This window comes from Cylindrospermopsis curvispora GIHE-G1 (assembly GCF_014489415.1).
Classification (GTDB): Bacteria; Cyanobacteriota; Cyanobacteriia; order Cyanobacteriales; family Nostocaceae; genus Raphidiopsis; species Raphidiopsis curvispora_A.
Genome location: NZ_CP060822.1, coordinates 1,446,443 through 1,473,435, shown reverse-complemented (window position 1 = coordinate 1,473,435; position 26,993 = coordinate 1,446,443). Strand labels below are relative to the sequence as shown.

The following is a 26,993-nucleotide window of genomic DNA, read 5'->3' as shown; positions in this document are numbered from 1 at the left end:
TGTCAGGAGATACTAATGTTGAATCAGATGAAGAGTTTACAGTTATCCTCTTTAACCCAACTAGTAGTAATGTTACTACTGCAATTACTAATGAGACCAGAAGGTTTACTTCCCTCCATTATTGACAGTCAATTGGCTACCCTAAGATCCCAAGATCTGGGGGTTATTCGTAACAATACAACCCTCTCAGAATATGTGAAAACTGAATATAATAAATTTGATAACAGTAGTACTGCTTTCAAAACTGTATCAGCTACTCCTAGTACAGGAAACTTCACCCTACAAGTTCTCCATGGTTCCGACTTTGAGGGTGGGATTCCCGCTCTTACCGATGCAATTGGCTTCTCAGCTGTTGTCAATAAACTCAAGGATGATCCTAAATACAAAACCAACACATTGATTCTCTCCTCTGGTGATAACTACATCTCAGGCCCATTTTTCAATGCTTCCAGCGATACCAGGTTGAATAATGTAGGCGGATTAGCCTCTAGCACTGCTCCAATGATTGGACGTGGTGATATTAGCATTCTGAATGAGATTGGCATTCAAGCTTCCGCATTGGGCAACCATGAGTTTGACCTGGGTGTGAGACAAGTGCGTGATATTCTCAGGACAGGAAGCGGTAACCCAGGGACCAACTTCCCCTATTTGAGTACTAACCTGGATTTTAGCCCTGAAATTACAGCGGGCAACCTCAGTGCAACTGACCTGGCCGCTAACCAAAATACCGCTGATGCCAGCTCTATTAAGGGTAAGATTGCTAAAAGTACCATCATTAATGTTGCGGGTATTGATGGTATTACTGGCACTGCTGACGACCAAAGAATTGGCATTGTAGGTGCAACTACACCAACTTTGGCAAATATTTCTTCAAGTGGTAGCACTATAGTTAAGCCAGCTAACCCCATTGACTATGACGCATTAGCTGCGGAAATTCAGACTTCTGTAGATATACTAAAAGCACAGGGTATTAACAAGACTATCTTCTTAGCTCACATGCAGCAGTTGACTATTGAGCGGGATGAATTGGCGAAGCGATTGAGAGATGTGGATATCATCATCGCGGGGGGGAACCATACTATTCTGTCTGATGCCAATGATGGGCTGAGAACAGGTGACAGCAGCAAGGGCGATTATCCCATTGTCAAGACAGGCGCAGATGGTAAGCCTATTTTGGTGGTCAGTACAGATGCTAATTACAAGTACGTCGGGCGTTTAGTGGCTGAATTTGACCAGGATGGGGTGATTCAGGTTAACAAACTGGATAGCGCAATTAATGGAGCTTATGCTACAGATGATGCAGGAGTTGATCGCGTCTATGGCAGTGATGTTGATCCTCGTGCTGTAGCTAACCCAAATGTGGTAGCGATCGCTGATGGGATCAAAAACCTTCTTGCTAGTAAAGACAACTTAATTGTGGGCAAAGCCAGTGTGTTTCTTAACGGTACTCGTGAGGATGTGCGCACCCAAGAAACCAACTTGGGCAACTTGACCGCTGATGCCAATCTTTGGTATGCCAAGCAGATAGATCCCAGCGTAGTTATCTCCCTGAAAAATGGCGGTGCTATCCGAGACAATATCGGTGCCATTGGCACAGGTGCAGGAGCAATCAGTAAAGATGATTTTGTTAAGCTACCAACCCAGCCCAACCCTTTAGCACCAAATAAAAAGGAGGGTGATGTGTCTCAGTTAGACATTGAGAACTCCCTGCCTTTTAACTATGATCTATCACTAATTACGGTTACTGCCAAACAATTACAGCACATAATTGAGCATGCAGTAGCGGGTACTGCCCCAGGTACAACCCCAGGACAATTTCCCCAGATATCTGGGTTAAACTTTAGCTTTGATCCTACCAAAACATCGATTCAGTTTAATAGTAAGACTGGTGAAGTGAGTAGACAAGGTGAGCGGGTTCGTAATTTGGCGGTTGTGAAAGAAGATGGCTCATTGGTAGACATCATTGTGAAAGATGGTGTGTTAGTTGGAGATGCCAACCGCAGCTTTAGAATGGTAACACTAAAATTTTTAGTGGGTAATAGTGCCACTCTTATCCGTGGTGGTGACAGTTATCCTTTTCCCACCTTTGTTAAGCAAAACGCAAGCCTAGCCAACCGAGTGGATTTGCGTGGTGAAACGGTTGATGTCAATGGCAATGGCAAGGTTGATACTGCTTTAACTTTGGCTCCCGGCAAATTTACCTTTGCCCTTCCTGGTACGGAACAGGATGTTTTAGCTGAGTATCTTGGCGATCGCTTTAGCACTAAGGCCTATGGAGTTACTGATGTTAGTCCAGCATTTGATACTCGTATCCAAAACCTTACTTTTCGGGGAGAACGGGTCAGGTAAGTGGAGCGATCGCACTCGAATTCATAGAAGAAAAGACAAAATTACCTAATTCGCATATTGTATGTCGCAAAACCTGATTTCGCAAATTAAACATTGACATATAACAGACAGCAATGTTGATAACAAGATCTAATTCTGTCTGTTTTGCTCATATCCCCAAAATCCTGGGCAAATAGGATTGTTGTAGTGCGTGTATCACACGACCATGCAGTATTACAATGTTTGGATGTAGTTTTAGGAGCAATGCAGTTTCGTCTCAACAACAAACACAAGGAAAAACCAGACGGAGCAAGATGTCGAGCTAAACGCACAATTGCCAAAGAGAAACTATATCTACATATTTACCAGCGTATCAGCAAAATATATCCACGCCTAAACGTTGGAGTTAGTACATCTATACGTGGAGACACAACAAATAGATGGCATCATCCCTATCGTCACTGGTTGTTCAAACCTGAAGACTTTAGTATAGATCCTAGCAAAACAAAATCTAGTCTGAAAAATTAAACCCCGCTCTTGCTATGCCCGTAACAGATCCTTATCAGGATTGCTTTTGGGCGTATCCCAAGTGGAACTTGAGACTTCACAAGGAGTAGGGTGTATATATATAATAGCAATATTATTTCAAATTGGCAATAATAACATATTTTTTATTTTTACATTCAAACATGAAATGGAAATATTAAATAGAGTAATACATATCATTCAGTATCATTATCAGTGATACTTGCTACCTTAACAGCACAAAAGTTACTTTAATTTGCGAAATGCGACATTTAATGTGCGAATGTACAGATGGAGAATAGGAGACTCGAACCCCTGACCTCTGCGGTGCGATCGCAGCACTCTACCAACTGAGCTAATTCCCCTAACCCATCCCATTCTAACACGCTGTTTCTCCATTTTTCAAATCTTTCTGCTCAAAAGTTTCCCACACCCGTTCCCACTCCAAATCCATTACATGGTCTACTGTCCAGTTAGCTTGACGCTGCAAGATGTGAAAGGGGTAAGTATTAGCAATTCCCACAACCTTCATTCTAGCGCGTTTAGCCGCTTCTATTCCAGCTAGAGTATCTTCCAAAGCTAAACAGTTTTCAGGTTGTAAACTTAAATCAACATTTATATCAGAATATATTTGATTAAGTCTATCCACGGCTAATAAATACCCTTCCGGTTGAGGTTTACTAGTAGCGATGTCATCACCTGCAATGATCACCTGAAAATATTCTCTTATGTTGGCACGTTCCAAAACCAACTCTATTTCTCGACCCAGGGCACCACTAACCAGACCCACGGGCAAATTTTGAGACCGGGCCTGCATAATTAAATCCTCTATTCCAGAATAGAGGGGTAACTGTTCCAGACCCTCTAGTTCTTTAATATATTTGTTTGCTTTATTTCGCAGCAGTTGGGTTAAATAATCTTGAGTGACTACCCTTCCACGACGCTTTAATAACTCCTCAAAACAAGCGCGATCGCTCCTTCCCAAGCATCTCAAACGTTCATCTGGCTTTTGGGGTTGTAAATTTTCTTCCACCAGAATTTCATCTATCAGTTTTAAATGTATTGATTCGTCTTTAATAATTACTCCATTAAAATCGAACAGAACTGCTTTTAAAGGCATATAAAACACTAAGTAAAGATAACTAACATTCTCATTATTACAGGAATTTTCCTCTCAGTGTAGACTATTAGGGAACAGGGAACAGGGTGGGAATACAAAATTTCCCACCCAAAACATAAAATACTAGATTGTGGTGTGAAACTTAACACAGGAGTGGAGTGATGGATTTACGTCGGGATGCTTTACAAATTCTCAAAGAAACTAGTAGAACCTTTTATATTCCAATTAGCATTATGCCATCAGGACTGCAAGAAGCTGTGGCATCAGCATACTTGTGTATGCGTGCTATTGACGAAATTGAGGACCATCCAACCCTGGAAAATCATAGTAAGGTTATCATACTACAAAACATTAGCCAAACTCTACAAGCAGGAGTGGATGGTTTTGCAGTGGATGCTTTTTCTCCAGGATTTAAGGGTTATGAAGACTCCCTACCTGAGGTCAGTCTCAGGATCAGGGAATGGGCAATTTTAGCACCAGAAAGCATTGCACCTCGTATTTGGGATGCAACAGCAGCTATGGCCGATAGAATGGCTTACTGGTCACAAATAAATTGGCAAATTAGGAATGAATACGACCTGGATCGTTACACCTTTGGAGTTGCAGGTGCAGTGGGTTTGTTACTCTCAGATTTATGGTCATGGTATGACGGAACCACGACTAACCGCATGGAAGCGATCGCCTTTGGTCGAGGTTTACAAGCGGTAAATATCCTACGTAATAATAGTGAAGATTTAACCCGTGGGGTGAATTTTTTCCCAGATGGTTGGAATCATCAGGATCTTCAACAGTACGCTCGTCGTCATCTAGCTTTAGCGGATAGTTACACTAATGGTCTTCCTCCTGGACCTGCTTTACAATTCTGTCAAATTCCCCTAGCTTTGGCCCATGGTACTCTGGATGCACTAGCTAATGGTAAGGAAAAACTCAGTCGTCATGATGTCTATGCTCTAATCGAAAATTTCATTAATGTCAATGCAGTAGTATAAAAAACCCCATCCCCCGGGTGGGGATGGATAACAAAATACCAGTCCCAAATTATTCATCCATGAACACAAATCTTCTAGGAAAAACTCTGAGCGATCGCTATGTTATTATACGCCAACTAGGACAGGGGGGATTTGGACGTACCTACCTAGCTGAGGATATGAACCGATTTCGCGAGTATTGCGTTTTAAAAGAATTTTCTCCTGTGGTCCAAACCCCGGATGCTATTCAAAAAGCTCAAGAACTCTTTGAAAGGGAAGCTACCGTACTTTATAAGTTGGAACACCCTCAAATACCCCGGTTTCGGGAATTATTGCCCATTCATCTAGAGGGAAAGGAATATCTATTTTTAGTCCAGGACTACGTTCAAGGAACAACCTATAGCTCTTTACTCAATACTCAACAACAACAGGGGCTAAAATTTTCCGAAACTGCAGTTCGTCAACTCTTAGAACAAATTCTGCCAGTTTTGCAATATATTCACAGCATGGGGGTGATTCATCGAGATATTTCCCCTGATAACTTAATCTTGAGAAGTTCCGATCAGTTACCAGTACTAATTGATTTCGGAGGAGTCAAACAAGTTGCTGCCAATCTGGCTTCTCAGTATTACCAATCCGGTCAAAATACTCCTAGTGGCACCTTATTAGGAAAAGTGGGATTCGCACCACCTGAACAAATGCAAACAGGTTTAGTTTACCCTCATAGCGACCTATATGCTTTAGCTGTAACTGTTTTAGTATTACTTACAGGTAAAATGCCCCAGGAAATAATTGATACTCAAACCTTACAGTGGCAATGGCGACGAGAAGTTAGACTCAGTCCACTCCTAGGTCAAGTTTTAGACCGCATGCTCTCCTATAAACCAGGCGATCGCTATCAAACAGCTAGTCAGGTTTTAGATGCTCTTAACTACCAAAGGGTGAGTTCTCCTACCTCCCAGTCCCTCACCAGTCAAACAATGGCAATTTCTCCTCCCCAACCATCTACACCCATTACCTCCACACCTGAAACCACAGGTGTTTGGACTACAACTAACATAATGATGGTTACTATGGCTATGTTCACCAGTGCAGGACTATTATGGTGGGGGTTTAATAATCGTTATCAGCCAATTAGTACCTCTAATGTCACATCTCCCACACCCACAACTACACCATCTGTAAATCCCACCGCTAACTACTCCCCAGAAGAAAAACAACGTAAGCAAAAACTGCGCGATCGCCTAGAAGAACTAAACATCAATTCCAGGTTCTTTACCAATTTGGTGAATCAGGTATTTTGGGAAAAAAACCCCAGTCTAACAGGAAGGACTCTTAGCAGCGAACCGGAGGATGAAAGTTTACGGGAAGAATGGGATAAAACTGCCATGGAAGTTGTGGAAAAACTTGCCATGCTCACCGAAAACTCACGTAGACAGCTAGGAACTTATACATCATCCACTCGACAAAAATGGCAAATGGTAATTAACAGCAGAAACATTAGTAGTAAGGCTTTATATGACCTAGCTGATGCTGCCTTCTTCCATATTTTCCCTGAGCAGAAGGGTAAGAATTTTCTCACCAAACCTCTGGGTCAAGTTTGGCAGGGATTTGCCAACGATAGACTCAATGACATCATGGAAAACACGGCCTGGGAAAAAATAGTATTGGATCCTGGCAATACAACTAAAATGGTTAGGGGAACTCTAGATCCCCGAGTAGGCAAAGTTTTCATTGCCAAACTGGTTAAAGACCAAAATATGCAGGTGCAACTGGATGCAAACACGGAGGTTTTACTGTCAATTTATTCTCCATCTGGTAAGACAAAATTCTTGGAAGATTCAAAATTACGTCAACTCTCCCAAATATTACCAGAAAGTGGATTTTATGAATTTGTTCTAGTTTCCACAGCATCAAAACCTGAAGACTACGAATTTTCTCTTACCATAGAAAATCCTCCCGCACCAGAACCCATAGAAACCCCCACTCCTGAAATTACGCCCGAAACCACTCCAGAATCTGTTCAGTAAAAATATCAACATCCACAAATGGTTTCATAATTATGAACAAAATCGTGGGAAAGGATGAAAGCAAACCTGATAAAAACAACCTACCCAGTCATCAAGAGGAAAAAATTCTTTGTCCCCATTGTAAACGTACTGCTACTAATGGAATTAAGTGTAAAGGCATTTGTGTAGCTGACAGTGACTACTGATAATCACAACTAATATCACACTCCGTCCACGGTCAGCCCTAAATAGTTGCGAACAATTTTCAAGATTCGCTCCGCTGCGTGACCGTCCCCAAAAGGGTTAATAGCATTTGCCATTGATAAATATGCTTGCCTATCGCCTAACAACTCACTAGCAGCAGTTACAATTCTATCTGTTTGTGTTCCAACTAATTTAGCTGTACCCGCTGTTACCGCTTCTGGTCTTTCTGTAGTATCCCTAAGCACTAACACGGGTTTACCAAGACTGGGAGCTTCTTCTTGCAGTCCACCAGAGTCTGTCAACAATAAGTAAGAGCGCCCTATTGCTCCTACTAACTCCCCATAATCTAATGGTTCTGTTAAAAAAATCCGGGGGTGTTTACTTAGTATTTGTTGTAATGGCTCTCTAACAGTAGGATTTTTATGTAGTGGTAATAATAAAGCTGTGTCGGAAAACCGATCTAAAATTTCTAGAAAACCTTGAGCAATTGCTTCTAGTGGTTCCCCCCAATTTTCTCGTCGGTGAACTGTGGCTAAAATAGTTCGATATTCTCCCCACTTTAAACCGATTATATCACAAGCTGGGTTGGTTTTTGCTACGTTCAACAACGCATCAATTACGGTGTTACCAGTCAGGTGGATTTCTCCTAAAACACCGGAATTCTGTAAATTGGTCACCGCTAAGGAGGTGGGTGCAAAATGTAATTGACTAATTTGAGAAATTAATCTTCTGTTAGCTTCTTCTGGATAGGGATTAAACAGATCCTCAGTTCTCAACCCTGCTTCCAAATGACCTACGGGAATTTGCTGGTAAAAAGCTCCTAAAGCTGCTGCAAAGGCAGTTGTTGTATCTCCCTGAACAATCACTAAGTCTATATTTAACTTTTTGTATAAATTCTCTAAACCTTGCAAACTCCTACATGTAATATCATTAAGAGACTGTTTAGGCTGCATAATCTCTAGATCCCAATCCGCTTTCAGATTAAACAGCTCCATCACTTGTGCGACCATTTCCTTATGCTGTCCCGTAAGAATTACTTCCACTTCTAAGTCCACAGCAGTTTTAAATATCTGAATTACTGGTGCTAGTTTAATTGCTTCAGGACGAGTACCTAAAACAATGCCAATTTTTTTAGTCATTACTTATCGAATTATTGGTCATGAAATAATACAGCAGTTATAATTCTATCCCAAATCATTCCCATTCATCAAAACAAAATTTTTTCCCTTCTCTTAAACACGAAAAAACCCGGCTTAACCGGGCAGATGGACTGTTTGTTAAATTTGACCTATCAAGTCCTAGCTCTAACCAGAACTATATAAACAGAGTTCATGGCTAGGATGAGATTCGGGTAGGCGATCGCCTATCCTCCCCACAGGTAGCTACCGCTATCAATTGACATGTCAAATTTATATTAATCATTTGATCTCACAAGTTAAAGGACAAGAAGCATAAACGGTGGTTTGTACCCTTTCCGCATCACCATATAGCCAACTTAACCACTTAACTTCTTTGGGATGAACACTCTTAGCAGTCAAGACACCTGCCACGATTAAAACTGTCACAACATTGAAAATTACTAAAGCACCTGCTACGAGTAAAACAGCGCTCGCAGGCATAACAGATTGCAAAACAATAGAGAGTAAGCAACCTACTGTAGCCATGACTACAACTAGTGGAAAACCTACTACTAACAAGCACACTGCTAATGTGAAAGTCCAAATCAAAAAGCTTTTCATCATTAACAAGGAGTACATCTTCCCTTGATTAGAGCTTTGAGCCACAACCATGATCTTTCCTCCTAAATTACACAGCAAGGTTTTAAAGTTGAATTTCAGTATATAGAACCTGAAGAAAAAGATGAGCATTTCTTTATTAATCTTTACACTTAATTTTTCGTAATCATGAATTTGATGCCCAAATCGGATTTGGTCCAATACTTCCAATTCCCCATATATCCCTGGATATATAACTTTGTGAATAGCAATGTCCATGGATCTTACCCAAAATCTGTCTCCCAACTTGCTTAATATTTCTTAACAAAAGTCTCCTTATCTCTCATAATTGAAATGGGAAATAAAAGGCTAGTAGTGACCTATAATCCAGGTAACCCGGTTCCATAAAAATAAATGCTCTGCATTGACTTTATAGTGACCAGTGTTAATAACAAGCAACAAGTATTGACTAAATTTAATGAGTATTTATAACGTAGGTACAAATATAGACAAACCATCTTTACCCCAAGTGTTTAAAGGGATTGCCTTGTTTACACCTGGGGGAGATTTAATTTACTGTATTGATCCGAGTAAACAGAGGCGATGGCATTTGCATTTGTGTGGGGTCCTGCAGGAAATACTGAATCTATCAGAACCTCCCCATTTTTTAGTTCCTTGTTATACAGCTACAATTGATCATTGGTTAAATCCACGGACACAAAAAATACAGACATTTGCGGAGGCTTATCCTGCGGTAATAAGCTATCAGCCATTATTGGGGGCAATTTTTGGGACAGGAAATGAAGTGTGGCAAAGGTCACCTTGGCGAGAGGATGTATGTGATCCCATGGTAATAGAGAGTTATCGTTCAACCTTTCCCCAATTATGGGAGGACCACGATTTGATCGTGCGTTTAGATAGTATGTCCATGCCGTATTCACAGAAGCATGTCAATCAAAAACAGATAACACACAATCATGAAGTTTATGTTTTACGTTTATTTGTTGCTGGTCATAATATGACCACTGAAAGAATTTTAGAGAAACTACATGAATTATTAGAAGAGTACTTAGGGGTTCCTTACACTCTCAAGGTAATTGATGTTTTAACACATCCGGAGCAAGCGGAAATAGATCAAGTTTCAGCCACACCCACATTAGTTAAGATTTGGCCCCATCCTGTTCGTCGGATAGTTGGTAATTTAGATAATGTGGAAAAGGTGTTACAAACCCTGGGTAAAAAAGATAGTTTTTAGGAGTGGGGAACCAATCCTTGGCAAATAAGTATTATAATGTATGGGTGATATAAACATCTTAACCTATTTAAAACTACAGTGGAAAGTATGTATTTTACCTGGCTTGACAGTAACAGTTGGCTATTAGAAATTGGAGGGTGGCATATTCTTTTAGATCCCTGGTTGGTAGGGGATTTAACCTTTAATAATGTAGATTGGTTATTCAAAAGTTATCGCCTCCAGGATCGTCCCATACCAAACAATATAGACTTAATTTTGTTGTCTCAAGGATTGGAAGATCATGCTCATCCACCGACTCTTAGACAGTTAGATAGACATATACCTGTTCTGGGTTCCCCCCAAGCAGCTAAGGTGGTAGAGAAATTGGGATATCATCAAGTGAAGACTCTCCATCATGGTGAAAGTTTCACCTTAGAGGACACTTTAAAAGACCAATTAGAAATTAAAGCCCTTCCTGGCTCTCCTGTGGGACCCAATGTCAGAGAAAATGGTTATGTGATCCGAAATATATCCAACAACGTGGGTCTATACTATGAACCACATGGCTATCATTCATCCGCACTTGAAGAATTGAGTCCAGTGGATGTAGTGATCACACCTATAATTAACTTATCCTTACCTCTCCTAGGTCCAGTAATTAAAGGTATGAATAGTGCTTTGGAAGTTGCCAAATTGTTAAAACCCCAAATTATGCTCCCTACCGCTGCTGGTGGAGATGTGTTCTTTGATGGGCTATTAAGTAAAGTATTACAAGCAAAGGGGACCGTGGCAGAGTTTAAGGAGTTATTAGAATTAAATAGTTTATCTACACAGGTAATTGAACCTAAACCTGGAGAAAGGATTTCCGTTTAGGAGGATATGGATTGGATTAATTTATTGAGATCCCTACAGTCAGATTTTATTAAAAGATTAAATTCTGGTTGTTTATTAAATTGTGAAATACCAGGAAGTCATAGTGAATTAACCATTATTTCTGGACAAAGACTGAAATCTCTGAGAGAATTTTGCTGGTCCATGGCGGAAAAGTATAAGCGTACCTCTACGGTACGCGATGTGTTTATTAGTAATCTCAAAGGTAAATTAGGTGAAGAAGTCGTTAAAGAAAGATTGGCAGATTTTATCACTGAGGTTGATTATGAAAAGCGTTTAGGTGGCGATGGTAAAAGTGATTTTACTGTCACTGCACATCCCTGGATTGGGATAGAAGTTAAATCTCGTCATGGGGATTTTGATAAGGTAAGATGGTCTGTGAGTTCCCAAGAGGTAGAAAAAAATGCAGTTATTGTTTGTATTTTAATTCGGGAGGAGGTGACAGAAGCTCAATTAGCATATCATCTTTTTTTAGCTGGGTTTCTCCCCACCAAAATGATTAAGTTAAAAACTGGCAGAATTTCGTTTGGTATTGATCAGTTGTTATATGGTGGAGGTTTATTAGCATATTTAGAAGATTTACCAGCCATGACTAGTAATGGCATTCCTCAGGAAGTAATTTCATCTAATACAAATGGTTTAGACAACTCACATAATTTACACAACTTACAAAAGCACGCACCAGATATGGGGGGAGATGTGGTGGAGTTTTATGTGAAATTGGGGGATAAACATTTTGATAATGGTGACTATATTGTGGCAATCAGTAATTATAGTCAAGCATTACAAAACAATAAAAAAAATAGTTATTACCAGGGGGAAGTCCAACCTGGATTTAATCTCAGCCATAAATATACTGATAATATTGATATTCATGCCTATTATAAACTTGGTTTAGCCTATTATCAATTAGGTGATTATGATATGGCAATTTCCAACTATAACCAGGTAATCAGTGCCAACTTAAATCATAGCAATGCTTATAATAAAAGAGGTTTAGCCCATTATAAGTCACGTAATTATCACAGCGCCATAGAAGATTTTAGCCAGGCGATCTCTATTAACCCCGAATTGGCAATTAACTACAAAAATCGAGCCGAAGCTCGTTATTTAATAGGAGACTATCAAGGAGCAATAGAAGACTATAGTCAAGCAGTTAGTATTCATCCTGATCTATTAGATCAGCCAATATCAGAAAAACCAGGAGATTTGGGAGAATTATTTAACATCAAACACCATGACGAGGTTATTTATAAAAACCGAGCTGATCATCTCTATCAGCTGGGAGAATATGAAGAAGCAGTAGAAAACTATAATCAGGCGATCGCTCTGAATATTAATTATGTAGATGCCTATTATCAACGGGGTAAAACCTATTTTAATAGGGGAATATATGAAGCAGCAGTGGATGATTTTACCATGGTTATCAAAACTGAACCCAATTACGGTGATGCTTATTATTATAGAGGGAACTGCTGGTTAATTATGGGAAATAAACAGACAGCGAGTGAAGATTTTAAAAAAGCGGCGGATATATATTGGCAAGATGGTAGTTTAGGAAAATATAAAGAAACCCAAGCCATAATTTTAGATATGGAAATCGAACAATCCTTGGATATTATAGATTTCTGACGGGTTTTTAACACATTTTTCTCATGGGAGACTGGGATATTTTTTAAAAATCTAACCAATTTCATATAAGTAGGGATGTACAATTATTTGTAGGATGAGTTTAATACGAAACCCATCCTACGTTCATCTTATATTTAATTCCACCCACCCACTAGCATGATAGTATAGCTATAGCATAGCTCAAGTATCCTTATTTTTAATCTGGGCATGAATTCCAAATTTCCAATCAAGCATATCAGTACCTTGTTTTTACTGCTCACCGGTACTAACTTTGTCAGGGTCACCCCAGCTCTGGGAATCGACCAGTACCAGATAATAGCAAAACAGCCAACTCAGGGCAAAAACTCCCAGGTCAATCCGGTTTTTCAACCAATTCTATCTAAATTAAAGAAAACCACCCAAATCAAGATTCTATTACCAACCCATATTCCTATTGGGAAAAATGAGCCCCCACTTTACTCAATTGTGGAAACAGTAACCAGAAACAAATACCAAATCCTACTAGGATTCACTCCCGATTGTAGTGGGGGAACAGCTTGTCGTTTTGGTGCTATTAGTGCAGAGCTACTTAGTAGTAATACCCCCAAACCTGTAGGAAAAGAAGTAAACCTAAACAACAACAAAAAGGCTTATTTTGAAGACTTTAAATGTGGTGCCAACTGCTCTGATGCTAACCTGATATGGATAGAGAAAGGAGTACAGTACACCATTGGATTAAAAGCGGGTAGTCTAAGCGGTTTAGTAAAGATGGCAAACTCTGTGGTTTCTCCCTAAAACATCCTAGAATTGACGCTCCCCCAATAAATCGGGGGACGAATCGCGGTTTAAGAAACAAAACGGTAAAATATCTTCTTCCGGTTAGCTTTCCTCCTCGTATTCCACCTGTCTTTCCTTAACCTTTTTGGGAATGTTCACCGGTTTGGGCACATCATCCCAAGCGTCACCTTCCACATCTTCATCATCCTCATACTGTTGGGCATAGGTTTTGTTGTAGGATTGAGGTGTAGGTTTTGGGGTGACTGATGACTGATACCTGTCTTTACCAGTTGTTTCACTCCAATTATCTTCTTCTTCCTCCTCATATTGTATAGACTCGTAGGCACGAGCTTGCATAACCTCGCGCTGAGGTGTGATTTCCTCTTCTACATAGTCTTGGGTCCACTCTTCCTCCCGCGCTACCGGTTGGGGAGCACGAATCTTAGGTTTAGGTGGTTCCAAAGGTACTCCACTGGGTAATTGATTAGCGGGAGAAACAGCTCGTGGTGCAGAATAGCCATATTCTTCCTCCGAGTCTTTTTCCCAAGGTGCTTTACCAATACCCAGACGTTCTAAAACTCCCACGCTCAGCTGGTTAACTCTTTCTTCCGCACCCTCAAATACAATCAGTCTATTGGGCCCGGTGCTGACTACTTCATCTATAGAAATTTCGTAGGTACTTAACAGTTGTTCTGGAATTTGGGGTAATCCCAGGGAAGCGATAACTATAGAAGATATTTTACCACTTTCACCACTGAACTTAAAGCTTCTTACTCTACCTAATACTTCTCCAGTTTCTGTAATCACTTCCCAGTTAATCAAGTTACTGAGAGCTTCTACATCGATGTCCTCAATGACATCTTCATTTTCAACCAAAATCACATCACCGATCTGGTTGATACTACTGAGATACATTTGGCGAGGTAGACTAGAGATAGAAATCAGGCTGTCTCGTAACCCAAAGGCCACAACCTCTCTCTGATCAATGTCTACCCACACCTGACTCACGATACCTAACCTTTTGCCATTATCACGGGTGATGACTTGGGTGTTTAATATATCGGAACGTCTAATTGTCTGTTCGGAGGTCATTCTATAAGTCGTCCTGATCTCGAATCCGGTTTATATATAAACTATTTTTAACAAAAAATCAAGACAATAGACAATTGGCAGCTTTCATACTCCTGTTCCTCTAGGAATAGAAGACTCTTGTAGAAATTTGTTGAGATGATGATGTTGGGTTTCTTTCCTCAATTCAAACTGCATTTATTATAATTTGTATATCACAGTCAAAAAGCGCTTTTGTTGAGGATCTACGGCGCACCGATTTTTTTCCCAATGGGGGTTGACTATTGACTCTTGGGCGTGATATTCTGATAATGGAAATCTGTGCAATTTTAAAAAAAATTCCACCACTCCATTATTTAACTCTTATAGTACCACATTTCTACCCCCTTGACCATAAAAAAACTTATCTCAACCCCCCATAAATATAATTTTTTCTTATTATTTATCCCTTAAGTGGGTGGGTGGAATTAAATATAAGATGAACGTAGGATGGGTTGAAGAACGAAACCCATCCTACAAATAATTGTGCCTCCCTACTTAAATTTGATTCCTGCTAATTGACATTTGTAAGTTATCTGGTCAATTAATCTTGCATGGGGAGTCTGTGAGCTTTCAGTAGATTAACTATTGTTCTGCTCGTATTATGTAAGTAGCTATCAAAATAATTGTTTCTGTAAGCAGTCAAAGATTGAATTTGTTTTATTAGCGATTAATTCTCTCCGGTTGTAATTGGGAGAACAATTGTCCCCAGTTGAGATAGACAACATTATTTTCCCCTTGTTTTACCTCAAAGGTAATATTTTTAGCTTGTGGTTGTTGTAATGATTGAACGCAAATTTCTGCCACATCATCTCGACTAATTTTACCGCGAATATTATCACCTTGGTCTACTATTAATTCTTTTCCTCCCCTATCTTCGGTTAAAGCACAGGGTCTAATAATTGTATAGGGTATTTGGCTGTCTCTTAAACTATCTTCTCCTTTTAACTTCCAGGTTAAAATACCTCCCAGTTGGTCATTTAATCTCACTGCTGGTGGCTCTTCTTCTAAATTAATTCCTGGTCTCCCTGGACGAGTTACACCTGCAGAACTAACCAACACGAATTGGGACACACCCTCACCACCATAGGCCTTAATAGATTCTAATTCTAGGGTAAATCCACCGGGAGTAAATTTAGGATTTAGCTCACCATCATATTCAAATTTACTTAACATTAACTGCACAGAACGGATTTTACTTTCATCAATTTTGGGGCAATCTTTCACTGTTTTAGCTCTAAAAACCGGCACTAAATTGACAAAAGGAATGTTAACATCTATCCATGTATTTGCTATGGTATCGAAGGAGTAGCTATAACCTATGCCATCCCAGGCTGTTTCTGTTCTTAGAAAGATTTTATAACGTTGTCCATCACCTTTAACTCTTAATCTGATCCCCGTAAAACCTGATAAGTTAATTGCGGGGGAAAAGTTTTTAGTTCTTACGGAAGCAAAACCTCCCGAATTTGCTGTGGAAACATTGCCATTAAAAACCGCAGTTTTCTCTAATAGATAAAAATTGCTGGAACTCACCCCACCCATAACCACGTCATCTAATGCTCCCCAAATATTTTTGAGATCTGATGATGGTTGGGTAAAATCAAAGATGATTTTTTCTCCAGTGGTTGGTAAATATCTTTTTGCAGCTACTATTAAATTTTTTACTCCTTTATATTCTACGTTTTCTGGTGTGTCTCCCACTATTTCCGGTTGATAGAATTTCACCCCCTGATTATATTTTGCCCTATCTGGCGTGTCTCCCTCCACTGGTTGTACTCGCACTGCTGTACAACAAACTACACCTTCAATATTACTCATGACTAAATCATTGAGACTTTCTGGTTTTGTAATATCTCCCACCACCAGATCTGCTTCATTGCCCAAAATTTCCCTTGCTTTCTCTATATCCCTGACCAAACACCGCACCCTATAACCTTGGGTTAGTAATTTTTTTACCACCCTTTTACCCACACCACCCGTTGCACCCGCTACTAAAATTACACCCATTTGTATTCTCCCTGTTGGTTGATCTTGTTGGTTTATAGGACGATTTTGTAGAATCTTTTGTATCCAGTTCAGGAGGGGAAATACCTCAAAATAAGTAAGAGTTTTAATGAATCTACACAAATCCCATTGATTACGTTTTTTGTCATTCATAATGATTAACAACTCAATTATCTGTATTATATACTATATTTATAACATATCATACTACATGATCTTTCCTCTGGCAACTTTAGATTACTTTTACAGGAACCGGGCAATTTTCTCTCCCATATAAAACGAAACCCATCCTACAAATAATTGTGCCTCCCTACTTAATATTCTATAATGCAATGCAACCGATAGATAGGACTACATCTATGAGCGATTGGGCAAAAATTCAATCTGACTATGAGGACTTTCATGAGCAATTCGCCAGCATTATCATTGGTACGGTCAGTGACCAGGGGATTCCTAATGCTAGCTATGCTCCCTTTGTTATGGATGAATTAAAAACCATTTATATATATGTAAGTGGTTTATCTATCCATACTATTAATATTGAGTCTCGTCCAGATGTGAGTGTTTTATTTATTGAGGATGAGGGTAAAAGTGCCAATATTTTCGCCCGTCGGCGTTTAAATTTTGATTGTAGAGCCAGTTTACTGGAAAGAGAATCCAGCAAATGGCAAGAAGTAGTCGATCAATTTCAGGCAAGATTTGGCACAATTATAGAGGTTCTAAAAGGTTTAGCTGATTTTCGAGTTTTTCAGTTGACTCCAACGGGAGGAAGGTTTGTAATTGGTTTTGGTGCAGCTTACCATATTCATGGTGATAACCTCCATCAACTTGTACCTATTAGTCGAGACAATATTTCTAATTAGGATTTCGGTTGAAAACCGACTGATTTTGGGAGATTATGGTTTATGTTAGAATTCCATCCGTGTGGCTTTGGTAAAAAACAAGTTGACACTTCTTTGGGTAGTATGGTCTACTACACCCAGACCAGTGAACCCTGGGATGTGGGGGAAATCGACAAATTACCACCTTTACTATTCTTGCATAACTTTGGCGGTGGTGCTTCCGCTTTTGAGTGGTCTAAGGTTTATCCAGCTTTTGCCCATAAATATCGCATTTTGGCACCAGATTTAATTGGTTGGGGAGATTCCGATCATCCTGTCAGAGACTATCAAATTGTGGATTATTTGACTACCATTAAGGAGTTTATTCACCAGACTTGCGTGGATACTATAACGGTAGTTGCTTCGTCTTTAACAGCAGCTTTGATGATCCGCATTGCCATTTCTGAACCACAAACCTTTGACCAATTATTTTTAGTTTGTCCTGCGGGTTTTAACGATTTTGGTCAAGGTGCGACCAGGAGATTACCACTTCCACTGATTAACTTACCCTTTGTTGACAATTTGATTTATGGGTTAGGCGCAGAAAATGAACTAGCTGTGAGCAACTTTTTGGAGAACTTCCTATTTGTCAAGTCCCAAAGATTGTCACAAGAGATAGTGCAGGCTTATTTAACTTCTGCACAAAAGAGAAATGGTAAATATTCAGCCCTATCCTTCTTGAAGGGGAATCTTTATTTTGATCTGAGTTTATATATTCCCCAGTTACAAGTGCCTACCGTATTTTTTTGGGGTGAACAAGCGCAGTTTACTGATATTAGTTTAGGGAGGAGATTAGGCAGTTTAAATAAAATGGCAATTAAAGATTTTCAGCAGGTGCTTGATACAGGCATTTTACCCCATTTAGAAACCCCCGGAGTTTTTATTGGTTTATTATCTAAATATCTAGATATTTAGATTTTCAAAGGTTAGGTATTATGGCCGCAAGTCACCACGGCCACAAATTCCCGTCTAACCCAGTAACTCCAGATTAGCAAAAACAAATTCTTGAATTGACATACCTGCTGAGGTTTCCGTACGGATTTCTCGACGGTTGAGAATGTAATAATTGCCTACTTTTTCATATTCATCCGTAAACTCACTACGACCACCTTTTTGCTCTCCAGTTTTGGGATCGTGATACACAGAATCATAAGTATGAGATAGATATCCCGCTTCCGTTTCGTGAATACTGAAAGTGTTAATAGTCACAACAACTCCGTGAATATGACGGTGAACAAGACTAACTACATCATTGCGAACTTTATATTTATCACCAGCTGATTTTCCGCCAACAATAATTTCCACTGCACCAGTGGAGTCCTTCTCACCATAGGTAAAGGTGTTTTCTCCATGAGTTTGGGCAAAAGTGCGCCGTACCCGATGGACAGCAATTTCCCAAGTTTGGCTGTCAATTGCCTTTTTGGCAGCTTCATCTTCTACTTGAGTAACTTCCCATTTGAAATTGGCATCAATACGAATTTTGCCAGTGAATTCCTGGCCCTCATATTTATAAGTGATATCTGCTGTGTAACCGGGGAAATTTTCATCCCAGGTATAACGATTTTGATATGCAGCCCGGAAAAGTTCTTGGGCAGAGATTTGAGTGACTGTCATGATGCTTGTCCTCTGGCTGAATAATAGCTTTTTGTGATTTATAATATTAGAATATAGTTAATCTTTAGGTTCGCATAGTCCCCAACTGGGTACTTTTATGGCTAAAACACTCCACTCTATTTTTGAAGCAATAGCCCATGTTGAAACCGAGCAGGAATTACAACAAGCTCTTATGGAAACTATTAGCTTACATTTTGGTGTGCACCATTGGGGTATTTCCTTTATTGAACAGCAGTTCTTGACGGGAATAGAAATTCCAGAAATTCCTGCGGTTTGTTTGGAGGCCAATCCTGTGGGGAGTTATGTTGTAGAACGTCATGCACCTACCCATGAACTGTTAGTCTTGGCTCCGGAAGACTGGAAAAACTTTTGTACTCGCCATGAACACGTGATGACAGGTCCCATAGTTTGTGATGGTAGACTGGTGGGAACTCTTAATTTTGCCCGAGATCCTGGCAGTCCTCCCTTTAACAATAATGATTTAGCTGATTTAAGTGCTTTATGTATCCATTTATCAGCAAAAATTGCCACTCTCCAAGCCAAGTGGAATATGGTCAAGCCCATTACTGAATGTCCTTTAACTGCTAGGGAGTTAGAAATTGCTGAATTAGTTGCCCAGGGGTTAACAAATGGGGAAATTGCCAGCCAACTTTGGATTAGTCAAAATACGGTTAAGCAGTCACTTAAAAGAATGTTTAAAAAGTTGGGTGTTTCTGCTCGTGCTGAAATGGTGGCTAAACTACATCAAGGTCAAATTCTCCCTGAGCATTAAGCTTCTCCGGTCTAAAGACACGGAGATTTCTGAAGAGTCCATAAACGAACTTTCTGAGGCTGGCTTAAACAGTCTCTACTGATTCCGCTAAGATCAATTCCTAGCATCACCGCTACTTTTTTCAAAATATTAGCAGCACCATTACAGTCCGCATTAATTTTGAACCCATCAGAAGTTTCATATACTCCACGACTAACTCGTTTCCCGCTTGCTTCCCACCCTTCGGGTTTTTCACCGAATTTAGGTATATTGTCGCAATCAAAAAACGATGATTGAGAAGTGTATGATTCTTCTGTTTCAATAAAATCTATTCCGTATTGTTTACATAATTGAGCAATACGGTCTTTTAATCTTGCTGTGGGAATTTGGACAAACTTCTGATTGTTTTTAGACCCCAAATCAATACTATCTTTTTGTCCTTTATTCCATCCAAAAACAATAGCACCAATCTTATTTTCAATACAGTGGTTAACGACTATTCTTGCAGCTTTGTTAACTGCATCACGCATTTGTCGGTTTCTTTTTTCGGTAATAGCAGCTAATCTGTTAGACCAAAAACCCTGCGGTTTATCACTTTTAAGTTTAGCTACTGATTTGTTGTACCACTGATTTAAACTTTTTAAATGAAGTCCATCAACAATAAATGATGTTCCCAGATTAGAAACAAATGAACGTTTTTCTGATAAGTTTCTAGTTGTTTATGCAAATCTGCTCTACTAGGAATATAACCAGTTTTAAAGTACATCTGCCTAGAATAGTAAACGCCACAATTTGTCAGCTTTTTAGCTTCTGTGCAGAGGTACTCCAATATGGCTGTTATTGATTTATCGGACTTGATAAGAACTTGTTGGCATCCGTACATTGTTCGACCTTCAATGTTTGTTGATTTCAAAAGTATAGTTGAGATATGATTTACTTGTCAATAGCAGCCACGAAACAATATGAAGACAACACTGGAATACAGAATAGGAAATCACTCAAAAGGTAATGCAGTAGTGCATCTTGTATGGATACCTAAACGCCGAAAAAAGGTATTATCTGGAGAGATAGCTAAATGTCTTCGACAGATAATTTACGAACTAGCCAAAGAAAAAGACTGGGATATCCTCGCTCTTGAGGTTGCACCATATTCATTTATTTGTAGAACATCAACCAGATGTTGCTATAAATCAAGTGGTTAAAGCTTTTAAAGGACGGTCATCTTGCTTGTTAAGACGAAAATTTCCTGAATTACTTAAACTTCCTAGCCTATGGACTAATAGTTATTTTTATTCCACTGCTGGACAGGTTTCAGCAGATGTTATTAAAAGGTATATTGAAGATCCGCATCACGGTTAAATATCAAGGCGAATAAATTCGCCGTTGGCACTTCCTGTCTAAAGCCAAGTGGCTTCCGTGCCTTTCGGCGATTTTCTTGTGAATTCATCGTGCGATCGCATTTCATAGAGATTGCCTTGAGGACAGTAGTTCGGATAGATTTTGCATATAGTAGTTTTGGTAAATTACCACAAGTGTTAAATGTTAAGAAATTTGTGATAAAAATTGCCCAAAATATATTAAAATTTGGGCAACCTATATCAAAATATTGATTTGATAATGATCATAAATTCATTCCCCAAGATTGTCAAGGACATCCTCAGACCGTTACCAAAAAATGATTATCCAGTTTTGAACAGCCGTCTTTATGTTGAGTGTTGGTTGGCTTATGCCTTGGATAATAGTTTAACAAGTATGCGGGACTTATTTACAAGATTAAACCATACAGGTATTGATGTAAGAATTTCGACATTAATTTTCGTTTACGCAGTTTATTACACTGGCACTTTTCTATTAATTCTCCATAAAACAGGCGCAAGAACCAAAATTTCTCTGAATAAATACTGGATCTAACTATTCAAATCTGCTCCAAACTTATATTCGTCAATTACAGCCTCTTTTACAAAAATCAGAGTTATTTGAACTAAATCAGAAGTCGTTAGTTCTAAATAGCGATGAAATGGGTTTGATTCTTCAGGCCAGTGAGGTAAGGTATAATCTCCTAGACCCATATCTTTAGCCAATTCTATGAGGTCATAGTAATCTGTATACCAAATATCATCATAGTCCATATCAGGAAATATCCTGGCGTTATCACCAAGATGTGTTATCACTTTTATAAGACTATCAAGAAATTTGGCTTGTTCTAAGTAAGAGTAATGTTCCTGTACAGCGGAATATAAAAGCTGTCCCAATCGGTAACTTTTCTCATAACTTTTCTTTTTATCTTGCTCCAGCTTTTCTTTTGACAATTTCTCACCTTTACCATATTCAGTTTTGGGTAAGCTATCATGCTGTATTCGTGCAGCATCTAGTTCAGGATTATGACTTTTGGAAAACTTGAAATTTGACATAGAAAAATACCTTTGTATCCAAAATCTTATGTAGAATAATACTAACTTATATAAGATTATAACTACTATAGTAGTTATACTTAATTATGAACTGTTTTTGGAAAAATAAATAACATATTGATTTACCTCAAAAAATCTATAAATGCAAATCAAGTATATACCACAATGGTATGCTATGAGCGATTGCGAAGCACTCCCTGCGGGAGATCGCACTTAATAGATTTTACTTATAGCTTTATACCAACACAGTAGTTCGGATAGGGTTTGCGTATAGTATGCTAAATTAAAGTAAGGATTCTATTACGGTAGGTATTGGACCTATCACTAGTTTTTAGATTAATCACCGTTTGACTTTTTAGAAAAAGACCTTCATCCATATTTGACTTATTACGCTTACTACCATTTAAATTGTTACACCAAAACAATTAACCATTACCAATCTTCAAAAAAAGAATTTGGCGAGTGGGTTCACCCTGACATTGTTGGCTGTTATTTTTCACTTGAGGACTGGAAACAAGAGGTTTATGAATTAAGTTCATCAATAGGCAATATTTCAATCCGGTTTTTATCATTTGAACTTAAACGTGAACTAAGTTTTGGAAATTTAAGAGAGAGTTTCTTCCAGACAGTTTCAAACTCATCTTGGGCAAACGAAAGTTATTTAGTCGCAGCTGAAGTTTCCGAAGAAGAAGAATTTAGAAGCGAACTTTCTCGACTTTCAACATCATTTGGAATTGGAGTAATCCAATTAAATATTGAAGACCCTCACTCATCTGAAATTATTTTTCCTGCAAAGTATCGTGAAGTACTTGACTGGGAGACAATCAACAAACTAACTATGAACGCAGATTTTAAAGAGTTCATCTCAACAGTAAAAATTGACATCACAAGCAAAAAAATTCATAAAAAAGAATATGACCAAGTTATAGATATTGAAATACTTAAATGTAAAATAGGTACTTAATCTGCTAGAATAACATACATATACAGAAAAGAATAAGCTCTCACAATACAGGCTAAGGTTTATCAAGGTATCACATCCAAAGGTAAATAATCAACCCCCCATATTGAAAAAAATCGGCGCGCGGGTACATAGATATTTTTGAGCGGATTCCAATACAGTGTAATGTAAATTGGGTTTTATCAAGCCAACTTACAACGTGACGAAACTAGTCGGTTTTAACCGACTTGAGCTTTGAGACCGGGAATTGATTCCCGGTCTCCCCCACGGACAGTCTCCAGGTGTGGATTAATTCAAACAATAACGGGTAATTGCTACCATGGCGAGTGTTTATATCCCGTGGGTGTGTTGGGTTTCGTTCCTCAACCCAACCTACGAGTCCTCTCGCGATCTCCCATAGGGCGTGCTTTGCAATCGCCTGATAAACAATAAGAAAAAATTATGTTTCGCGGCAAGCAAGATAAGTTTTTTTATGATTAAAGGGCTGGAAATATGGTAGTATAGTAGTGTAATAATGGAGTATTGGCATTTTTAAAAAAATTGCACAGATTTCTATTATCAAGGTATCACATCCAAAGGTAAATAATCAACCCCCCACATTAAAAAAAATCGGCGCGCGGGTACATAGATATTTTTGAGCGGATTCCAATACAGTGTAATGTAAATTGGGTTTTATCAAGCCAACTTACTGTTGGCTGGGTTGGGTAATCTTTTGCGATAACAGACAAGACGTGCGATCGCATTACTTTTACTGCAACTGAGTGAGTGCGAGATTCTTGCGTTTTGCATTTATGCTTGACAAGTCGCAAGACTTTACAAAAATTATTAATTATTTTGTGTAAACCTATTGCATGTCTGTTCAAGTAGTTTTATAATTAGAAAAAAGTAAGGTGATCTCTATTTCTTAACAGGAAGTCTCGATCACCTTACACCCCAAAATAGAGGCAAATAAATTATGGCACAAATTAGAAATTTCATCAGCAGCATTGATGATACTGGAGTGGTTGACTCTAGGGTGGTTTCACAAGCTAGTCACCGGGAACCACTAAAACATCTGTTGATCGGGTCGAAAAAGACGGTAATTAGTACGATTCACTATCTACACGTGCTTGGTTATGCCAATGCAACTGATTGGAGTGATCTGACGCCAACTGGTAATTCTGGGGAAGTGATGAGTATTCTGGTAAGACATATTGTGATTAATTAGTTTTCTACTTAACTCGTGGGTCTTCCCATGAGTTAGAGATATATCAGAGTCATCTTGTGTAGTGGGTGCTTGGCAATCGCATTTATATCTCACGTTGAGTTTCCGAAAGGAAACTCAACCTGGAATATTAGCAAACTGATTTGATAACAGTAGTTTTTCTCAGATGGGCGATCGCGAAGCACTCCCATAGGGAGCTGGCTTTTATTACTCTTGCTAACAATCTACCCTGGGGTAGATGCAAAACGGGAAAAATTGTGTTTTTCAGTTTTATCAGACAGGCGATCGCACCTATAGATATCACAAATGTAAAGAGAGAACACAATACGTTCGTGATCAACGCCTGGCGACATCTTAGAACCTGTTCTTATAATATTACAGTATTTAGATGTCATGAGTTATTTTTCTCGATAATTTTGAACCATTTTTTGAACTTCATCTCTTACCAGATCTACTAATTCAGAAGGTGATAGGATAGAAGACTATGGTAAGACCTGGGATTATTTCCGTTGTTTGGATTAAAGAGAAGATATGGGTAATCATGCCATTGTACGCTATTTAACCATACAGGCGATCGCCAACTAGTTCCACTCTCCAAAAGGAATCAGTACCACTTTCGCTCCTCAACCCAACCTTGTATATTGAGAGAAGTGGTACAATTGGTTGAGAAAGTATTTTCTCAATAACATGGGTAGCACATTTGGTCATCTTTTCCGAATTACGACATTTGGTGAATCTCACGGTGGAGGTGTGGGAGTTATAATTGATGGTTGTCCTCCTAGACTGGAGATTTCTCCCGCAGAAATTCAATTTGAACTGGATAGAAGAAGACCAGGACAAAGTAAAATCACCACACCCCGCAAAGAAGCAGACAGCTGTGAAATTTTATCCGGGGTATTTGAGGGTAAGACCCTAGGAACACCAATTGCCATTCTGGTGAGGAATAAAGATACCCGCTCCCAGGATTATGACGAAATGTCTGAAAAATACCGTCCCTCCCACGCGGATGCTACCTACGACGCTAAATATGGATTCAGAAATTGGCAGGGTGGTGGTAGGTCTTCCGCACGTGAAACCATCGGTAGGGTAGCAGCAGGGGCGATCGCCAAGAAGATTTTGCGTCAGGTAGCAGGTGTGGAAATTATTGCTTACGTTAAACGTATTAAAGATTTGGAGGGAACTGTTGACTCTAATACTGTCACTCTAACAGACGTGGAGAGCAATATTGTCCGTTGTCCTGACGCAGAAATTGCCCCCCAAATGATAGAACTAATTGAGAAAACCGGTAGGGATGGTAATTCCATTGGTGGGGTGGTGGAGTGTGTGGTGCGCAACGTTCCCAAAGGTTTAGGAGAACCGGTTTTTGACAAGTTGGAAGCTGATTTAGCCAAAGCTGTTATGTCTCTACCTGCTAGTAAAGGTTTTGAGATTGGTTCTGGCTTTGCAGGAACTTTATTAACGGGTTTTGAACATAATGATGAATTTTATATAGATCCCCATGGTGATATTAGAACTGTTACTAACCGTTCGGGTGGAATTCAAGGGGGAATTTCTAATGGTGAAAATATTATTTTAAGGGTTGCTTTTAAACCAACTGCGACTATTAGAAAGGAACAAAAAACAGTCACCAAGGAAGGGGAAGAAACCGTCTTAGCGGGAAAGGGAAGACATGATCCTTGTGTTTTACCCCGTGCAGTACCTATGGTAGATGGAATGGTAGCTTTGGTTTTATGTGATCATCTATTGAGACACTATGCACAATGTAAACTCCTCTAAGATTGTTCCAACTTTATTACCATCTCCCCTGAAACCGGGGGATCTATTACGTGTGATTGCTCCCAGTGGTGGACTCAGAGAAATTACAGCTTTTGAAAAGGGTGTGAAAATTTGGCGAGACCGTGGTTATAATGTTCAAATTAGTGACAACATAGAAAACCGACATGGCTATCTCGCGGGCACTGATGACCACCGTCGTCACCAGTTGTGTGCAGCATGGCAAGATCCCCAATGTCGCGGAATTATTTGTGCTAGGGGGGGTTTTGGTACTGCTCGTATTTTGGAAAGTTGGCACTGGGAACAAAATCCACCAGACCCAAAATGGCTAGTTGGATTCTCTGATATTACCGTTCTGTTGTGGAGTCTATATAAAGGGGGAATTTCTGGTGTACATGCACCTGTGCTGACTACTTTATGTGATGAACCACCATGGTCAATTGAAAGGTTATTTGACTGGGTAGAGGGTAGAGCTATTCGGGAATTACAGGGGAAAGGTTGGGGAGGTGGTCAGGTAACAGGAATATTACTTCCCGGAAATTTGACTGTAGCTACCCATCTTTTAGGAACACCCCTTTTACCACCAATGGATGGTGTAATATTAGCTTTGGAGGATGTTACTGAAGCACCTTATCGAATTGACAGAATGTTGACTCAATGGCGATTAAGTGGTATTCTTGGTCAAGTCAGAGGTGTTGCTTTGGGAGGGTTTACCAATTGTGAACCACCCCCTAATATACCAAGTTTGACTATACACGAAGTTTTGTGCGATCGCCTATCTGATTTAGGTATACCTATTGTTTCTGACCTACCTTTTGGTCATGACAGTCCCAATGCTGCTTTACCTGTGGGAGTACGAGCAAGATTAGATGCGGTGCAAGGAACATTAGAAATTCTCTGAGTTA

The 26,993-nt window shown here is 39.3% G+C and carries 26 protein-coding genes, 1 tRNA gene and 2 pseudogenes; 18 read left to right on the top strand and 11 right to left on the bottom strand.

The window, feature by feature from the left end:
- Window positions 1–15 precede the first annotated feature (15 nt).
- Together IAR63_RS06790 and IAR63_RS06785 are read left to right on the top strand one after the other, a co-directional pair.
- Window positions 16–2,349 (top strand): bifunctional metallophosphatase/5'-nucleotidase, encoded by a 2,334-nt coding sequence (locus IAR63_RS06790; RefSeq protein WP_235678375.1) that lies wholly within the window; start codon window positions 16–18, stop codon window positions 2,347–2,349.
- Between the two features lie 186 nt (window positions 2,350–2,535).
- Window positions 2,536–2,856 carry a hypothetical protein gene (locus IAR63_RS06785; RefSeq protein WP_187707048.1) on the top strand — a complete coding sequence of 107 codons (321 nt, stop codon included), beginning with the start codon at window positions 2,536–2,538 and terminating at the stop codon, window positions 2,854–2,856.
- Between the two features lie 289 nt (window positions 2,857–3,145).
- Here IAR63_RS06785 and IAR63_RS06780 read toward each other — a convergent pair.
- Both IAR63_RS06780 and IAR63_RS06775 read right to left on the bottom strand, forming a co-directional pair.
- Window positions 3,146–3,218, bottom strand: a tRNA-Ala gene (locus tag IAR63_RS06780).
- Between the two features lie 14 nt (window positions 3,219–3,232).
- Window positions 3,233–3,973 (bottom strand): HAD family hydrolase, encoded by a 741-nt coding sequence (locus tag IAR63_RS06775; RefSeq protein WP_187707047.1) that lies wholly within the window; start codon window positions 3,971–3,973, stop codon window positions 3,233–3,235.
- Window positions 3,974–4,134: 161 nt separating this feature from the next.
- On the opposite strand from IAR63_RS06775, the gene IAR63_RS06770 reads away from it, so the two are divergent.
- From IAR63_RS06770 to IAR63_RS06760, 3 genes are read left to right on the top strand one after another with little or no spacing between them, the layout of a single operon-like run.
- Complete coding sequence (locus IAR63_RS06770; RefSeq protein WP_187707046.1) at window positions 4,135–4,962, top strand: squalene/phytoene synthase family protein; 828 nt, start codon at window positions 4,135–4,137, stop codon at window positions 4,960–4,962.
- A 23-nt stretch (window positions 4,963–4,985) separates the two neighbouring features.
- On the top strand, window positions 4,986–6,971 hold the full coding sequence (locus tag IAR63_RS06765; protein ID WP_187707045.1) for a serine/threonine-protein kinase: 1,986 nt from the start codon (window positions 4,986–4,988) through the stop codon (window positions 6,969–6,971).
- A gap of 32 nt (window positions 6,972–7,003) precedes the next feature.
- Window positions 7,004–7,156: a hypothetical protein gene (locus tag IAR63_RS06760; RefSeq protein WP_187707044.1), complete on the top strand. Its 153-nt coding sequence runs from the start codon at window positions 7,004–7,006 to the stop codon at window positions 7,154–7,156.
- A 15-nt stretch (window positions 7,157–7,171) separates the two neighbouring features.
- Here IAR63_RS06760 and wecB read toward each other — a convergent pair whose 3' ends face one another.
- Both wecB and IAR63_RS06750 read right to left on the bottom strand, forming a co-directional pair.
- Window positions 7,172–8,293, bottom strand: coding sequence for a non-hydrolyzing UDP-N-acetylglucosamine 2-epimerase (gene wecB / locus IAR63_RS06755; protein WP_187707043.1), 1,122 nt, complete (start codon window positions 8,291–8,293; stop codon window positions 7,172–7,174).
- Window positions 8,294–8,572: 279 nt separating this feature from the next.
- On the bottom strand, window positions 8,573–8,944 hold the full coding sequence (locus IAR63_RS06750; protein ID WP_187707042.1) for a hypothetical protein: 372 nt from the start codon (window positions 8,942–8,944) through the stop codon (window positions 8,573–8,575).
- 403 nt (window positions 8,945–9,347) lie between these two features.
- Here IAR63_RS06750 and IAR63_RS06745 point away from each other — a divergent pair, with 403 nt between their 5' ends.
- From IAR63_RS06745 to IAR63_RS06730, 4 genes are all read left to right on the top strand, one after another.
- A complete protein-coding gene (locus IAR63_RS06745) occupies window positions 9,348–10,124 on the top strand; it encodes a circadian clock KaiB family protein (RefSeq protein ID WP_187707041.1) in 777 nt (258 codons plus the stop codon).
- Window positions 10,125–10,211: 87 nt separating this feature from the next.
- Window positions 10,212–10,976: an MBL fold metallo-hydrolase gene (locus tag IAR63_RS06740; protein WP_187707040.1), complete on the top strand. Its 765-nt coding sequence runs from the start codon at window positions 10,212–10,214 to the stop codon at window positions 10,974–10,976.
- A 6-nt stretch (window positions 10,977–10,982) separates the two neighbouring features.
- Complete coding sequence (locus IAR63_RS06735) at window positions 10,983–12,626, top strand: tetratricopeptide repeat protein (protein ID WP_187707039.1); 1,644 nt, start codon at window positions 10,983–10,985, stop codon at window positions 12,624–12,626.
- Window positions 12,627–12,833: 207 nt separating this feature from the next.
- Entirely contained in the window at window positions 12,834–13,400 is a 567-nt protein-coding gene (locus tag IAR63_RS06730) for a hypothetical protein (protein WP_187707038.1), read from the top strand.
- Window positions 13,401–13,484: 84 nt separating this feature from the next.
- On the opposite strand, the gene IAR63_RS06725 is transcribed toward IAR63_RS06730, so the two are convergent.
- On the bottom strand, window positions 13,485–14,474 hold the full coding sequence (locus IAR63_RS06725; protein WP_187707037.1) for a PRC-barrel domain-containing protein: 990 nt from the start codon (window positions 14,472–14,474) through the stop codon (window positions 13,485–13,487).
- A 678-nt stretch (window positions 14,475–15,152) separates the two neighbouring features.
- Window positions 15,153–16,646 carry a CIA30 family protein gene (locus IAR63_RS06720; protein ID WP_187707036.1) on the bottom strand — a complete coding sequence of 498 codons (1,494 nt, stop codon included), beginning with the start codon at window positions 16,644–16,646 and terminating at the stop codon, window positions 15,153–15,155.
- Window positions 16,647–16,852: 206 nt separating this feature from the next.
- Between IAR63_RS06720 and IAR63_RS06715 the strand changes: the two genes are divergently transcribed.
- On the top strand, window positions 16,853–17,356 hold the full coding sequence (locus IAR63_RS06715) for a HugZ family pyridoxamine 5'-phosphate oxidase (protein WP_187707035.1): 504 nt from the start codon (window positions 16,853–16,855) through the stop codon (window positions 17,354–17,356).
- Between the two features lie 42 nt (window positions 17,357–17,398).
- Window positions 17,399–18,289: an alpha/beta fold hydrolase gene (locus tag IAR63_RS06710; RefSeq protein WP_187707034.1), complete on the top strand. Its 891-nt coding sequence runs from the start codon at window positions 17,399–17,401 to the stop codon at window positions 18,287–18,289.
- 54 nt (window positions 18,290–18,343) lie between these two features.
- On the opposite strand, the gene IAR63_RS06705 is transcribed toward IAR63_RS06710, so the two are convergent.
- Window positions 18,344–18,988, bottom strand: a complete 645-nt coding sequence (locus IAR63_RS06705; protein WP_187707033.1) for a DUF3386 domain-containing protein — start codon at window positions 18,986–18,988, stop codon at window positions 18,344–18,346.
- 97 nt (window positions 18,989–19,085) lie between these two features.
- Here IAR63_RS06705 and IAR63_RS06700 point away from each other — a divergent pair, with 97 nt between their 5' ends.
- Window positions 19,086–19,760, top strand: a complete 675-nt coding sequence (locus IAR63_RS06700) for a helix-turn-helix transcriptional regulator (protein WP_187707032.1) — start codon at window positions 19,086–19,088, stop codon at window positions 19,758–19,760.
- Window positions 19,761–19,771: 11 nt separating this feature from the next.
- Here IAR63_RS06700 and IAR63_RS06695 read toward each other — a convergent pair whose 3' ends face one another.
- Both IAR63_RS06695 and IAR63_RS18705 read right to left on the bottom strand, forming a co-directional pair.
- Window positions 19,772–20,401 carry a transposase gene (locus IAR63_RS06695; RefSeq protein ID WP_328701251.1) on the bottom strand — a complete coding sequence of 210 codons (630 nt, stop codon included), beginning with the start codon at window positions 20,399–20,401 and terminating at the stop codon, window positions 19,772–19,774.
- Window positions 20,380–20,505, bottom strand: a complete 126-nt coding sequence (locus tag IAR63_RS18705; protein ID WP_328701243.1) for a hypothetical protein — start codon at window positions 20,503–20,505, stop codon at window positions 20,380–20,382. Before IAR63_RS18705 ends, IAR63_RS06695 begins: the two co-directional genes overlap by 22 nt.
- A gap of 196 nt (window positions 20,506–20,701) precedes the next feature.
- On the opposite strand from IAR63_RS18705, the pseudogene tnpA reads away from it, so the two are divergent.
- Both tnpA and IAR63_RS06685 read left to right on the top strand, forming a co-directional pair.
- Window positions 20,702–21,098 (top strand): annotated as a pseudogene (gene tnpA / locus IAR63_RS06690) (IS200/IS605 family transposase).
- A gap of 258 nt (window positions 21,099–21,356) precedes the next feature.
- Window positions 21,357–21,548, top strand: a pseudogene (locus IAR63_RS06685) (IS4 family transposase); the annotation flags it as partial.
- 98 nt (window positions 21,549–21,646) lie between these two features.
- Here IAR63_RS06685 and IAR63_RS06680 read toward each other — a convergent pair.
- A complete protein-coding gene (locus tag IAR63_RS06680; protein WP_187707031.1) occupies window positions 21,647–22,150 on the bottom strand; it encodes a hypothetical protein in 504 nt (167 codons plus the stop codon).
- A 379-nt stretch (window positions 22,151–22,529) separates the two neighbouring features.
- Here IAR63_RS06680 and IAR63_RS06675 point away from each other — a divergent pair, with 379 nt between their 5' ends.
- The gene (locus tag IAR63_RS06675; protein ID WP_223007714.1) at window positions 22,530–23,114 is read left to right on the top strand and encodes a hypothetical protein; all 585 of its coding nucleotides are present in this window, start codon (window positions 22,530–22,532) and stop codon (window positions 23,112–23,114) included.
- Between the two features lie 952 nt (window positions 23,115–24,066).
- The gene (locus IAR63_RS06670) at window positions 24,067–24,318 is read left to right on the top strand and encodes a hypothetical protein (protein WP_057178457.1); all 252 of its coding nucleotides are present in this window, start codon (window positions 24,067–24,069) and stop codon (window positions 24,316–24,318) included.
- A gap of 127 nt (window positions 24,319–24,445) precedes the next feature.
- Here the strand turns inward: IAR63_RS06670 and IAR63_RS06665 are convergent, their stop codons facing one another.
- Window positions 24,446–24,619 carry a hypothetical protein gene (locus IAR63_RS06665; RefSeq protein WP_187707030.1) on the bottom strand — a complete coding sequence of 58 codons (174 nt, stop codon included), beginning with the start codon at window positions 24,617–24,619 and terminating at the stop codon, window positions 24,446–24,448.
- Window positions 24,620–25,002: 383 nt separating this feature from the next.
- Between IAR63_RS06665 and aroC the strand changes: the two genes are divergently transcribed.
- Window positions 25,003–26,091, top strand: a complete 1,089-nt coding sequence (gene aroC / locus IAR63_RS06660) for a chorismate synthase (protein ID WP_187707029.1) — start codon at window positions 25,003–25,005, stop codon at window positions 26,089–26,091.
- The gene (locus IAR63_RS06655) at window positions 26,069–26,989 is read left to right on the top strand and encodes a S66 peptidase family protein (RefSeq protein ID WP_187707028.1); all 921 of its coding nucleotides are present in this window, start codon (window positions 26,069–26,071) and stop codon (window positions 26,987–26,989) included. Before aroC ends, IAR63_RS06655 begins: the two co-directional genes overlap by 23 nt.
- Window positions 26,990–26,993: the final 4 nt, after the last annotated feature.

Bases quoted from the DNA above. Each gene is read 5' to 3' on its own strand.
- wecB (WP_187707043.1), bottom strand. From the start codon at position 8,293: ATGACTAAAAAAATTGGCATTGTTTTAGGTACTCGTCCTGAAGCAATT.
- IAR63_RS06730 (WP_187707038.1), top strand. From the start codon at position 12,834: ATGAATTCCAAATTTCCAATCAAGCATATCAGTACCTTGTTTTTACTG.
- IAR63_RS06670 (WP_057178457.1), top strand. From the start codon at position 24,067: ATGGCACAAATTAGAAATTTCATCAGCAGCATTGATGATACTGGAGTG.
- IAR63_RS06750 (WP_187707042.1), bottom strand. From the start codon at position 8,944: ATGGTTGTGGCTCAAAGCTCTAATCAAGGGAAGATGTACTCCTTGTTA.
- IAR63_RS06680 (WP_187707031.1), bottom strand. From the start codon at position 22,150: ATGTCAAATTTCAAGTTTTCCAAAAGTCATAATCCTGAACTAGATGCT.
- IAR63_RS06790 (WP_235678375.1), top strand. From the start codon at position 16: ATGTTGAATCAGATGAAGAGTTTACAGTTATCCTCTTTAACCCAACTA.
- IAR63_RS06770 (WP_187707046.1), top strand. From the start codon at position 4,135: ATGGATTTACGTCGGGATGCTTTACAAATTCTCAAAGAAACTAGTAGA.
- IAR63_RS18705 (WP_328701243.1), bottom strand. From the start codon at position 20,505: ATGTACTTTAAAACTGGTTATATTCCTAGTAGAGCAGATTTGCATAAA.
- IAR63_RS06765 (WP_187707045.1), top strand. From the start codon at position 4,986: ATGGATAACAAAATACCAGTCCCAAATTATTCATCCATGAACACAAAT.
- IAR63_RS06735 (WP_187707039.1), top strand. From the start codon at position 10,983: ATGGATTGGATTAATTTATTGAGATCCCTACAGTCAGATTTTATTAAA.
- IAR63_RS06760 (WP_187707044.1), top strand. From the start codon at position 7,004: ATGAACAAAATCGTGGGAAAGGATGAAAGCAAACCTGATAAAAACAAC.
- IAR63_RS06725 (WP_187707037.1), bottom strand. From the start codon at position 14,474: ATGACCTCCGAACAGACAATTAGACGTTCCGATATATTAAACACCCAA.
- IAR63_RS06775 (WP_187707047.1), bottom strand. From the start codon at position 3,973: ATGCCTTTAAAAGCAGTTCTGTTCGATTTTAATGGAGTAATTATTAAA.
- aroC (WP_187707029.1), top strand. From the start codon at position 25,003: ATGGGTAGCACATTTGGTCATCTTTTCCGAATTACGACATTTGGTGAA.
- IAR63_RS06745 (WP_187707041.1), top strand. From the start codon at position 9,348: ATGAGTATTTATAACGTAGGTACAAATATAGACAAACCATCTTTACCC.
- IAR63_RS06700 (WP_187707032.1), top strand. From the start codon at position 19,086: ATGGCTAAAACACTCCACTCTATTTTTGAAGCAATAGCCCATGTTGAA.
- IAR63_RS06715 (WP_187707035.1), top strand. From the start codon at position 16,853: ATGAGCGATTGGGCAAAAATTCAATCTGACTATGAGGACTTTCATGAG.
- IAR63_RS06740 (WP_187707040.1), top strand. From the start codon at position 10,212: ATGTATTTTACCTGGCTTGACAGTAACAGTTGGCTATTAGAAATTGGA.
- IAR63_RS06705 (WP_187707033.1), bottom strand. From the start codon at position 18,988: ATGACAGTCACTCAAATCTCTGCCCAAGAACTTTTCCGGGCTGCATAT.
- IAR63_RS06655 (WP_187707028.1), top strand. From the start codon at position 26,069: ATGCACAATGTAAACTCCTCTAAGATTGTTCCAACTTTATTACCATCT.
- IAR63_RS06710 (WP_187707034.1), top strand. From the start codon at position 17,399: ATGTTAGAATTCCATCCGTGTGGCTTTGGTAAAAAACAAGTTGACACT.
- IAR63_RS06720 (WP_187707036.1), bottom strand. From the start codon at position 16,646: ATGAATGACAAAAAACGTAATCAATGGGATTTGTGTAGATTCATTAAA.